Here is a 10,809-nt window from a genome sequence, read left to right as displayed (position 1 = left end):
CGAGGGCGCGAGGGACCCGGGGCGCGAGGGACCGGGAGCGCGGAGAAACGGGGGAACGGGGCGTGGAACGGCGGGGCGGCGGCGGGTCAGGGGGTGAGCAGTGTGGTGGCCGCATCGGAGAGCAGGGTCCAGGCTTCGTCGGTGTGCGCTTCGGTGGTCTGGGGTGATCCGACCGCCAGCCGCAGCGTGTAGCGGCCGTCGACCCGGGTGTGCGTGAGGTGCACCCGCCCGGTGGCGTTCACCGAGGCCAGCAACGCCGCGTTGGTGTCGTCGTCGGCGCGCAGTCGGAAGCAGACCAGTGAGAACGGGTGCGCCGCGGCCAACTCGAACCGGTCGTCGGCGCGGACCCGCTCGGCGAACCGTTCGGCCAGCGCCACCCCGGAGCGGATGTGCGCCCGTAGCCCTTCGGCGCCGTACCAGCGCAGCACGAACCACAGCTTGAGGGACCGGAACCGCCGGCCCAGTGGCACCTGCCAGTCCCGGTAGTCGATCACCGCACCGGATTCGGAGGCCGCGTTGCGCAGGAACTCCGGCAGTACGGTCAGCGCCTCGATCAGTTCGGCCCGGTCGGCCACCCAGAACGCGTCGCAGTCGAAGCCGGTGAGCAGCCACTTGTGCGGGTCGAAGCAGTAGGAGTCGGCGTACTCCAGGCCGGCGTGCGTCCACCGGAGTTCGGGGCAGACGGCGGCGGAGCCCGCGTACGCGGCGTCCACGTGCAGCCAGATCCCGTACTCGGCGCAGATGGCCCCGATCTCCGGCAGCGGGTCGACGGCGGTGGTGGAGGTGGTGCCGATGGTTGCCACCACGATGGCCGGCACGTCACCGGCGGCCAGGTCGGCCTCGATGGCGGCCCGCAGGGCGTCCGGCAGCATCGCCTGGGTGTCCGGGTCCACCTCGATCGACCGGATTCCGTCGCTGCCCAGCCCGGCGATCCGTACCGCCTTCTCGATGGACGAGTGCCCGTGCACGGAGGTGTAGGCGCGGTAACGCCGGTCGATGCCGGTGTGCCGCCAGCGGCCGCCGCTGGCCCGTTGCAGTGCGGTCAGGGTGGCCACGAGCGTCGCCGAGGAGGCCGAGTCCTGGATGACCCCACCGCCGGTGCTGGTCGAGCGGAACCGCGGTGGCAGGTCCAGCAGGTGGGCCAGCCAGTCCATCATCACCGTCTCCAGCTCGGTGCAGGCGGGGCTGGAGGCCCAGAGCATGCCCTGGACGCCGAGCCCGGAGCTGACCAGGTCGCCGAGCACGCTCGGGCCGGAGGTGTTGCCGGGGAAGTAGCCGAAGAAGCCCGGGTGCTGCCAGTGGGTCAGCCCCGGTACGACGATCGAGTCCAGGTCGGCGAGGATCGCCTCGACCGGTTCGCCGCCGGTGGTGGGGGGTTCGCTGGGCAGGGCGGCGGCCACCGTGCCCGGGGGGTCGGCCGGGGCGACCGGGCGTTGCTCCACTGTCGCCCAGTAGTCGGCGATCCAGTCGACGACGGCGTGGCCGGCGCGACGGAATTCGGTGGGGTCCATGTGGTGAGCGCTCATCTGAACGAGTTGATCAGGCATCGATCACCGAGGCAAGGGTGGTACCCGCAGTCAAGCGATGATGGTCGATGTTGCGGACCGGAAAGCGCTTGCCTTACGATGCGCGGTGAGTCGGATCCGTGAGTTCCAGGGCGTTTCACCCCGATCAGATCGCCGTCCACCGCCGTCGCGGTGGGGTCGGTCCACTGTGCTTCCCGGGCAGGGCCGGTGGGTCGTAGCGATCATCACCGGATCCCGGAGGCAGTGCATGCACCCGTCCAGACATCGGCTGATCCTGCTCGCCGCCACGACGGCGGCCACAGTCGTGGCCGGCACCCTCGGCACGGTCGTCGCCTCGGCCGCCGCCGTCGGCTGCCGGATCGACTATCAGATCACCAACCAGTGGCAGGGCGGCTTCGGCGCCAACGTCACAGTCACCAACCTCGGCGACCCGGTCAACGGGTGGGCCGTCACCTGGTCGTACGCCGCGGGCCAGCAGGTCACCCAGGCGTGGAACGCCGCCGTCACCCAGTCCGGCGCCCAGGTGACAGCGCGCAACGTCGACCACAACACCGCCATCGCCACGAACGGCAGCGCCTCGTTCGGCTTCAACGGTTCGTGGACCGGCAGCAACCCGGTGCCGGCCAGCTTCGCGCTCAACGGCACCACCTGCACCGGCGCCCCACCCACCGACGAGCCGACGACCCCACCGCCGACGACCCCACCCCCGACGACCCCACCCCCGACCACCCCACCGCCGACCACCCCACCCCCGACCACGCCTCCGCCGTCGGCCGGGGTGTTGCAGATGGAGAAGCTGGACCGGGGGCTGGTCAGCGTCCGCTCCGGCAGTGGCAACCTGGTCTCCTGGCGGCTGCTCGGCACTGAGACCTCAGGGGTGTCGTTCAACCTCTACCGGGGTTCCACCAAGGTCAACGCCAGTCCGATCACCGGTGCCACCAACTACCTCGACAGCGGCGCGGCGGCCGGCTCGGCGTACACCGTGCGGGCCGTGGTGGGCGGCGCCGAGCAGGCGGCGTCACCGCCGGCGTTGCAGTTCGGCGCGGGTTACCTGGACGTGCCGTTGCAGGTCCCTGCCGGGGGCAGCACCCCGAGTGGCGAGAGCTACTCGTACAGCGCGAGCGACGCCTCGGTCGGTGACCTCAACGGCGACGGCAGCTACGAGATCGTGCTCAAGTGGGAGCCGTCGAACGCCAAGGACAACTCCCAGTCCGGCTACACCGGCAACGTCTACGTCGACGCCTACACACTCACCGGCACCCGGTTGTGGCGGATCGACCTGGGCCGCAACATCCGGGCCGGCGCCCACTACACCCAGTTCCAGGTGTACGACTACGACGGCGACGGCCGCGCCGAGGTGGCCATGAAGACCGCCGACGGCACCCGCTCCGGCACCGGTCAGCTGATCGGCTCGTCGTCGGCGGACTACCGCAACTCCAGCGGCTACGTGCTGTCCGGTCCGGAGTACCTGACCATGTTCAACGGGCAGACCGGTGCGATCGCCTCCACAGTCAACTACGACCCGCCGCGCGGCACCGTGTCGTCCTGGGGTGACTCGTACGGCAACCGGGTGGACCGGTTCCTCGCCGGCACCGCGTACCTGGACGGACAACGCCCCTCGCTGATCATGGCCCGGGGTTACTACACCCGCGCGGTGATCGCGGCCTGGGACTTCCGCAACGGCACGCTGACCAAGCGCTGGACGTTCGACTCGAACTCCTCCGGCAACGGCGCCGCCGCTGGTCAGGGCAACCACCAGCTCTCCGTCGCCGACGTCGACGCCGACGGTCGCCAGGAGATCGTGTACGGGGCCGCCACCATCGACGACAACGGCCGGCTGCTGCACTCGACCGGCAACGGCCACGGCGACGCCATGCACGTCGGGGACCTGGACCCGGGCCGCGCCGGCCTGGAGGTGTTCAAGGTCGACGAGGACGGCAGCAAGCCCAGCTCCTATTTCGCCGACGCCCGGACCGGCCAGGTCCTCTGGTCCACGCCGGCGTCCGGCGACAACGGCCGGGGCGTCTCCGCGGACATCTGGGCGGGCAGCCCTGGCGCGGAGTCGTGGTCGTCAGCGGTCGCCGGACTGGCGAACACCAGGGGGCAGAACGTCGGACGCAAGCCGTCCTCGGCCAACTTCCTCGCCTGGTGGGACGGCGACCCGCTGCGGGAACTGCTCGACGGCACGAAGATCGACAAGTACGGCACCGGTGGTGAGACCCGGCTGCTCGACGGCAGCGGTGTGGCGTCCAACAACGGCACCAAGTCGACGCCGGCGCTCTCCGGCGACTTCCTGGGCGACTGGCGCGAGGAGGTGATCTGGCGGACCACCGACAGTCGGGCGCTGCGCATCTACAGCACACCCACGCCGACCAGCACCCGGATCTACACCCTGATGCACGATCCGCAGTATCGGGTGGCGATCGCGTGGCAGAACACCGCCTACAACCAGCCGCCGCACCCGGGGTTCTTCATCGGCAACGGAATGGGCACCCCACCGACGCCGGACATCTACCTACGTTGATGCAACCCCTGGCGGTCCCGAGCGGGGTCGCCTAGGGTGGCAGGCACCGGGCCGCAGCCGCGGAATCCGCTCAGCTCCGGCCCGGTGCGCCACACCGCGGCATTCCCAACCCGTCCCGACCGGGAATGCCGTACCACCACCGGAACCAACATTAGGCACCGTCCGGGTCGGCGGGGTGACGCTGACGTGAAGATCGTGTTTCACGCGCTCCGGCGCAGACCGCCCGCCACCTGCTCGGCGATCAATTCGTACGACCGCACCCGGTCCTGCACGTCGTACACCAGCGTGGTCAGCATCAGCTCGTCCGCGCCGGTGCGCTCCACCAGCTCGGTCAGCTGCCGACGCACCGTCTCCGGCGAGCCCATCGCCTGACCGTCGCGGCGCGCCACGACGAACTCCCGCTCGATCTCCGAGTACGGGTAGGCCGCCGCCTCGTCGGGCGTGGACAGCGGCTCCGGCCGCCCGGAACGCAACTTCAGGAACGACAGCGCGCTCGGCCCGGCCAGCCACTCGGCCCGCTCGTCGGTCTCCGCGCACACCGCGTTGACCGCCACCATCGCGTACGGCTTGTCCAGCCACTGCGACGGGCGGAAGTTCTGCCGGTACAGGGCCAACGCCGGCAGGGTGTTCTGCGAGCTGAAGTGGTGCGCGAAGGAGAACGGCAGACCGAGCAGGCCGGCGAGCTGGGCGCTGAAACCGCTGGAGCCCAACAGCCACACGGCCGGCTGCTCACCGCGGCCCGGCGTGGCGATGATCTGCCCCGGCTTCTCCCCGCTGAAGTAGTTCATCAGGTCCGTCAGCTCGCGCGGGAAACCCTCCGCCGACAGGCCCTCCATTGTGCGCCGCAACGCCAGCGCGGTCACCTGGTCGGTGCCCGGCGCCCGCCCGATGCCCAGGTCGATCCGACCGGGGTGCAGCGCCTCCAGGGTGCCGAACTGCTCGGCCACCACCAGCGGCGCGTGGTTGGGCAGCATCACCCCGCCCGACCCCAGCCGGATCGTCGAGGTGTTCGCCGCCAGGTGCGCCAGCAGCACCGCGGGGGCGGAGCTGGCGATCGCTGGCATGTTGTGGTGCTCGGCCACCCAGAACCGGTGGTAGCCCAACTCCTCGGTGCGGCGTGCCAACTCGGTGGTGGCCTGCAACGCCGCGCCAGCGGTGGTGCCCTTGGCGACCGGGGCAAGATCAAGAACAGACAACGGTACGGTGATCACACGGTCAGCCAACCCGTCACCGACCGGCTTTGTTCCAGCATGCGGGTTTTCGTCGGCCACCTCACCCGGCGCTCAGCCCATCCCACGCGCCTGTTCGAAGATCAGACTGGTCTGCGTGTGCTGCACGACCGGGTCCACCGCCAGGTGGTCCAGCACGAAGTCCCGCAACGAGTCGCCGGACGCCGCCCGCACATGCAGCACGTAGTCCTCGGCGCCGGCCACGTGGAACACCGACACCACCCCCGGCAGCCGCACCGACCGGGCCCGGAACGCGTCCACCGCCGCCCGCTCGTGCGCTGTCAACCGCACCGACACCAACGCCTGCAACGGCAGGCCTAGCGCCGCCGGATCCACCTCAGCGTGAAAACCACGGATCGCGCCGCGCTCGCGCAGCGCCCGGGTACGCGTCAGACACGTCGACGGCGCCACACCCACCCGCTCGGCGAGCGCATTGTTGGGCAACCGGCCGTCCGCCGCCAGCTCGGTCAGGATCGCGCGGTCCACCTCATCCAGGGCCTGGTACGGCCGCAGATCATTCGGCTCAGGGGGCATTGCGCCATCCTCGCCCGAACGCAACACGGAAACCAACTCATTTTGCAGAATCATCTGCCGAACCGTTGCCCGACAGCCGCCAGATGTTCGACCCTACCGCCATGACAACGATGGACACCCGGGCCGTACACGCCGGTCGCGACGACCTCCGCACCCTCGGCGTGCACGTACCACCCATCGACCTGTCGACCACCAACCCGCTGCCCTCAGTCGACGACGGCGGTGCCGCGTACGAGCAACTCGCCACCGGCGGAACCCTGCCCGCCGACGGCAGCGCCGTCTACCAACGGCTCTGGAACCCCACCGTCGCCCGCTTCGAAACCGCCCTCGCCGAGTTGGAAGGCACCGCCCAGGCCGTCGCCTTCGCCAGCGGAATGGCCGCCCTCACCGCCACCCTGCTCGCCGCCGCCCGCGCCGACCGCAGACACGTCGTCGCTGTCCGACCCCTCTACGGCGGCACCGACCACGTCCTCGCCACCGGCCTGCTCGGCACCACAGTCACCTGGACGCGCCCCGACGAGGTCGCCGCCGCCATCCGCCCCGACACCGCCCTGGTCATCGTCGAGACACCCGCCAACCCCACAGTCGACCTGGTCGACATCGCCGCCCTCGCCGCCGCTGCCGGCGACATCCCACTGCTTGTCGACAACACCGTCGCCACCCCCGTACTGCAACAACCCGCCCGGCACGGCGCCACCCTCGTCCTGCACAGCGCCACCAAGAGCATCGGCGGTCACGGCGACGTCCTCGCCGGTGTCGTCGCCTGCGACGACACCTGGGCCGTACGCCTACGCCAGGTCCGCGCGGTCACCGGCGCGATCCTGCACCCCCTCGGCGGCTACCTGCTGCACCGCGGCCTGCAAACCCTGCCGCTGCGGGTCCGCGCCCAACAGGCCAGCGCCGAGAAACTCGCCGGTTGGCTCGCCGACCACCCCGCCGTACAGCGGGTGCACCACCCCTCGGTGCACGACCCGGCGGCGCTGGTCGGGCGGCAGATGTCCGGACCCGGCAGCCTGCTCGCCTTCGAGGTACGCGGCGGCGCGCCAGCCGCGGCCGCCGTCGCCGGCGCCTGCCGCCTCATCACCCACGCGGTGTCCCTCGGCGGCGTGGACACCCTCATCCAGCACCCCGCCTCACTCACCCACCGGCCGGTCGAGGGCGACGCCAAACCCGCAGCCGCACTGCTGCGCCTCTCGGTCGGCCTCGAAGACCCCGAAGACCTGCGCGCCGACCTGGCCCACGCCCTCGACGTGATCGCCTGAGCCTCAGCGCAGCTCGCGGTTGCCCAGCACCCGCACCGGCGAACCCTGCCGAGCCACCCGCAGCATGGCCCGACCGATCCCGTCGGTGGTGGTGACCTGATTCGGCAGCAACCGACGCAGCACCGGAAACAGCGGACTGGTGACCGCGTAGCCGAACCGGTACCACCGCGTCTTCGACACCGCCCCGTACGTCGGCTGGATGAAACCCGGCCGCGCCGCGTAACCGTTGGGCAGCAGATCCATGATCGCGTTCTCGGCGCGACCCTTGACCCGCGCCCACATCACCCGACCCCGACCCGACGAGTCGGTCCCCTGACCCGAGACGTAGACGAAAGTGAGCTGCGGGCTCACCTGCGCGAACAACCGCGCCGCGGCGAGGGGGTAGTCGTAGCTGACCCGGGTGTACGCGGCCTCGTCCAGACCCAGCGAGGACACCCCCAGGCAGTAGAAACACGCGTCGACACCGGTCAACTCGGCCCGCACCGCTTCCAACTCGCCCACGTCCGCGACGGTCAGCTCCCGCAGCTTCGGATCCTGCCGGCCGGTCGGCCGACGACCGACGGTGAGCACCTCCCGCACATCCTCGGCGAGCAAGCACTCGCGCAACACACCCTGGCCGACCATGCCCGTCGCACCGAAGACAACCACCCGCATCAGATCGCACCCCTGTCGCCGCCACTGCCACCGGCCATCCGGCCGCGCGTCAGTCAGGCTGCCACGGTCGGCGTGATCCGCGCGGTACCGCTCAGGACTTGGGGCCGACGTGCCGGTCCAGTGTGGCGACGGCGTCGCGTCGCGCCACCGACAGCGAGTTGCGTCGGTTCATCCGCCAGGTGACGCCGAGCAGGTCGAGGCTCCACTGGCAGAGCCGCATGATGTCGGCCGACTCGTTGACGAACATGTACCGCGGGTAGACGTAAGCCTTGCCGCGCACCGTCACCCGGTTGGCGAACCGACAGCCGTCGGAGTGGAACAGTCCACGCAGGAAGTCGCCCGGGTGTCGTTCGAGGATCGGTCGCTGCCAGTCGGCCAGGACGATCGGTCGCTCGTGCTTCTTACCTGGGCCGTGCTGCGGCAACAGGCACGGCCAGTGCGCCCCGCTGCTCTCGACCGAGATGCAGCCCTGCTTGGGGATCCGCTGCACACGCGCGGCGAGCACGGCGAGCATGGCGGCCTCGCACGCGCCGGTGAGATCCGGATAGGTGGCCGTGCAAGCGATTCGGAGCACCGGGACCTTTGGTGACATGGCCAGATGGCCGTCACCCAGGTAGAGACCAAGCAGGTAGGCGTAGGCAGCGGGGTCGGTCGGATTCTCGACATCCGACCGGCACCGGAAGCACCGAAGCTCCGTGCCGCGCTTCACCGGTTCCGGTCGATCGACGCACCAGTGCCAGACCGTCGCGTACGGCAGGGAGAGTGTGCGCGCTACTGCGTGGATGTTGTGTCCGCGAGCGCGGAGGGCGCGGGCCTGTGCCCGCATCTGCGGTGGATGCACGCCCACATCGTCGAACACGTGTATGACAAAGTGCCGGGAGCGGGATTCGAACCCGCAAGCCCTTTCGGGCAGAAGTGTTTGAGACTTCCGTGTATGCCGTTCCACCATCCCGGCGGGTGGCGCCTACTGTACCCGACTACTCTCATGCGGGAGCATGGGTGGTAGCCGTGCAGTGATCGATGGTGGGGGTAGGGCTGGTGGCTGAGACGCCGACGGATGCCGAGCGTAGGCGCGTACTGATCGCCGAGGACGAGGCGCTGATCCGGCTGGACCTCGCCGAGATGCTCGTCGAAGAGGGTTACGAGGTGGTGGGGGAGGCCGGTGACGGCGAGACAGCCGTACGCCTCGCCGAGGAGCTGAAGCCCGACCTCGTCATCCTCGACATCAAGATGCCGATCATGGACGGGCTGGCCGCCGCCGAGCGCATCGCCGGTGCCCGGATCGCCCCGGTGATCATTCTGACCGCGTTCAGCCAGCGTGATCTGGTGGAGCGGGCGCGGGCGGCTGGCGCGATGGCGTACCTGGTGAAGCCCTTCCAGAAGAGCGACCTGGTCCCGGCGGTGGAGATCGCGCTGTCGCGTTACTCGGAGGTCGCGGCCCTGGAGGCGGAGGTCGCGAGCCTGACCGACCGGCTGGAGATCCGTAAGTCGGTGGAGCGCGCCAAGGGCGCGTTGATGACCACGTACGGCATGACCGAGCCGCAGGCGTTCAAGTGGATCCAACGCACGGCGATGGACCACCGGATGACCATGAAAGAGGTTGCCGAGCGGATCCTCGCGGAGACCGCCGGTGGCGAGGTGACCCTGCCGGCACCCTGACCGGCATCGATCCATGCGGCGGCGGGTGGGGGCAGTGCTCGGCGTTCTCGCCGTGCTGGTGGCCGCCTGTGAGGTCTCGGCCTGTCCCGACTGTGCGGAGCCGCTACCGGTCCGGCCGGCCTGGCAGTCGGTGGTCCTGCCGGACACGCCGGGTGTGCCGGGTCGACCGGTGCTGCGCGACGCCACCGCCTGTGCCGACCGGTGGTACGTGGTCGGCGGCGTGGTCGATCCGGCCGGGGGGACCCGCCCGGCCGCCTGGAGCAGCACGGACGCCAATTCCTGGGTGCCGCTGCCGACGGAGCCAGTGACGTTCTACGGGCAGCAGCACGTGCTCTCCGCGGCGGCCTGCAGGGAGGGACGGCTGGCGGCGGTCGGGGCGAAGAGCGGGGGCGTGCACGGCAATCCCCGCACCGGCACCTGGAGGCAGGCGTCGGACGGCGCGCTGCACGAGGTGGACGCGCCCTTCGAGCGGTATGCCGGGCCGCGCGCAGTCAACGTGGCCGGGCTGGCGGCGGGGCCGCGGGGCTGGTTGATCGCCGGTAGTCGGATCGACGGTGCGGCGGTCTGGATCTCCCCGGATGCGGCCGGGTTCGCGCTGGTGGAGGGCGCACCAGAGCTGGCCGGTGACGAGCGGGGGCGGACGGCGGCGTACGACGCGGTCGCCGTGCCGTCGGGCTGGCTGATGGTGGGTGCGCTGCTGCCGCCCGGGGGTACCGCGCTGGTGCCGCTGGCCTGGTCCTCGGCGGACGGCCGGAGCTGGCGGCGGTCCGCCCTGCCGGTGGTGGACGGGCGGGGGCAGGCGCAGCGGGTGGCGGTGCTTGGCGACGTGTCGGTGGCGGTCGGGCCGGTGCGGGCTGGATTCGGCAGTTGGCGGCTGACCGCGCAGGGCTGGCGGCCGGCGGGCAGGTTCGGGGCGGCCGGACCGGGTGTGGCGTCGGCGGCGGGGCTGGTGGCCGTCGGGCAGAGGTTGGTGGCGGTGACGAGGGACGGGGACCGTCACGCACTGTGGCTCTCGGTCGATGCGGGCGAGTCGTGGCGGGCGATGACCATGCCGCAGCCGGTACCGGACAGCGGAGACACTGCGGTCGCGGTGACCTCGACGGGAGATCGACTGCTGTTGGTGGCGGACGATGGAAAAACGTCGCGTGCCTGGTGGGCGGGGGTTTCAGACCTCGATCGGTAGCTGACGGAGGCCCACTCGCCGGCCCCGAAGAAACGAAGGTGAAAAAGCTTCACGACCGAAGGTTCTTACAGGGATCGTTTCCAATCCGCCACGGCGTGTAACGGTTCGGTCAACCCGCTCGCTTGGGTCTTACGTCACAGCTCCACGGTGGGATAACGTCCGGCCCCAGACCGGCGACGACGGTCTGGTTCGTCCGCCCCCCGCAAGGGCCAATAGCCAGCGGGTGGTTCGGACCATG

At 70.7% G+C, this 10,809-nt stretch carries 9 protein-coding genes and 1 tRNA gene; 4 read left to right on the top strand and 6 right to left on the bottom strand.

The window, feature by feature from the left end:
* Positions 1–86: 86 nt before the first annotated feature.
* The gene (locus MED01_RS29010) at positions 87–1,526 is read right to left on the bottom strand and encodes a pyridoxal-dependent decarboxylase (protein ID WP_238671666.1); all 1,440 of its coding nucleotides are present in this window, start codon (positions 1,524–1,526) and stop codon (positions 87–89) included.
* A 247-nt stretch (positions 1,527–1,773) separates the two neighbouring features.
* Here MED01_RS29010 and MED01_RS29000 point away from each other — a divergent pair, with 247 nt between their 5' ends.
* The gene (locus MED01_RS29000) at positions 1,774–4,050 is read left to right on the top strand and encodes a rhamnogalacturonan lyase family protein (protein ID WP_274526428.1); all 2,277 of its coding nucleotides are present in this window, start codon (positions 1,774–1,776) and stop codon (positions 4,048–4,050) included.
* A 200-nt stretch (positions 4,051–4,250) separates the two neighbouring features.
* Here MED01_RS29000 and MED01_RS28995 read toward each other — a convergent pair whose 3' ends face one another.
* On the bottom strand, positions 4,251–5,261 hold the full coding sequence (locus tag MED01_RS28995) for an LLM class flavin-dependent oxidoreductase (protein WP_238671665.1): 1,011 nt from the start codon (positions 5,259–5,261) through the stop codon (positions 4,251–4,253).
* Positions 5,262–5,333: 72 nt separating this feature from the next.
* A complete protein-coding gene (locus MED01_RS28990; protein WP_238671664.1) occupies positions 5,334–5,813 on the bottom strand; it encodes an Lrp/AsnC family transcriptional regulator in 480 nt (159 codons plus the stop codon).
* Between the two features lie 83 nt (positions 5,814–5,896).
* Here MED01_RS28990 and MED01_RS28985 point away from each other — a divergent pair, with 83 nt between their 5' ends.
* Positions 5,897–7,075 carry a trans-sulfuration enzyme family protein gene (locus tag MED01_RS28985; RefSeq protein WP_238671663.1) on the top strand — a complete coding sequence of 393 codons (1,179 nt, stop codon included), beginning with the start codon at positions 5,897–5,899 and terminating at the stop codon, positions 7,073–7,075.
* A gap of 3 nt (positions 7,076–7,078) precedes the next feature.
* Here MED01_RS28985 and MED01_RS28980 read toward each other — a convergent pair whose 3' ends face one another.
* From MED01_RS28980 to MED01_RS28970, 3 genes are all read right to left on the bottom strand, one after another.
* Positions 7,079–7,729 carry an NAD-dependent epimerase/dehydratase family protein gene (locus MED01_RS28980; protein WP_238671662.1) on the bottom strand — a complete coding sequence of 217 codons (651 nt, stop codon included), beginning with the start codon at positions 7,727–7,729 and terminating at the stop codon, positions 7,079–7,081.
* Positions 7,730–7,820: 91 nt separating this feature from the next.
* Complete coding sequence (locus MED01_RS28975; RefSeq protein ID WP_238671661.1) at positions 7,821–8,303, bottom strand: hypothetical protein; 483 nt, start codon at positions 8,301–8,303, stop codon at positions 7,821–7,823.
* 298 nt (positions 8,304–8,601) lie between these two features.
* Positions 8,602–8,684, bottom strand: a tRNA-Leu gene (locus MED01_RS28970).
* Between the two features lie 83 nt (positions 8,685–8,767).
* On the opposite strand from MED01_RS28970, the gene MED01_RS28965 reads away from it, so the two are divergent.
* Together MED01_RS28965 and MED01_RS28960 are read left to right on the top strand one after the other, a co-directional pair.
* On the top strand, positions 8,768–9,388 hold the full coding sequence (locus MED01_RS28965) for an ANTAR domain-containing response regulator (RefSeq protein ID WP_091408093.1): 621 nt from the start codon (positions 8,768–8,770) through the stop codon (positions 9,386–9,388).
* Positions 9,389–9,401: 13 nt separating this feature from the next.
* Positions 9,402–10,571, top strand: a complete 1,170-nt coding sequence (locus MED01_RS28960; RefSeq protein ID WP_238671660.1) for a hypothetical protein — start codon at positions 9,402–9,404, stop codon at positions 10,569–10,571.
* Positions 10,572–10,809 lie beyond the last annotated feature (238 nt).

Source organism: Micromonospora alfalfae, from assembly GCF_022230925.1.
Classification (GTDB): domain Bacteria; phylum Actinomycetota; class Actinomycetes; order Mycobacteriales; family Micromonosporaceae; genus Micromonospora; species Micromonospora alfalfae.
The sequence above is the reverse complement of the archived record's forward strand: the minus strand, read 5'-3'. Positions and strand labels throughout refer to the sequence as shown.

Coding starts and splice junctions, on each gene's coding strand:
- MED01_RS28980 (WP_238671662.1), bottom strand. CDS start 7,729: ATGCGGGTGGTTGTCTTCGGTGCGACGGGCATGGTCGGCCAGGGTGTG.
- MED01_RS28985 (WP_238671663.1), top strand. CDS start 5,897: ATGTTCGACCCTACCGCCATGACAACGATGGACACCCGGGCCGTACAC.
- MED01_RS29010 (WP_238671666.1), bottom strand. CDS start 1,526: ATGAGCGCTCACCACATGGACCCCACCGAATTCCGTCGCGCCGGCCAC.
- MED01_RS28960 (WP_238671660.1), top strand. CDS start 9,402: ATGCGGCGGCGGGTGGGGGCAGTGCTCGGCGTTCTCGCCGTGCTGGTG.
- MED01_RS29000 (WP_274526428.1), top strand. CDS start 1,774: ATGCACCCGTCCAGACATCGGCTGATCCTGCTCGCCGCCACGACGGCG.
- MED01_RS28990 (WP_238671664.1), bottom strand. CDS start 5,813: ATGCCCCCTGAGCCGAATGATCTGCGGCCGTACCAGGCCCTGGATGAG.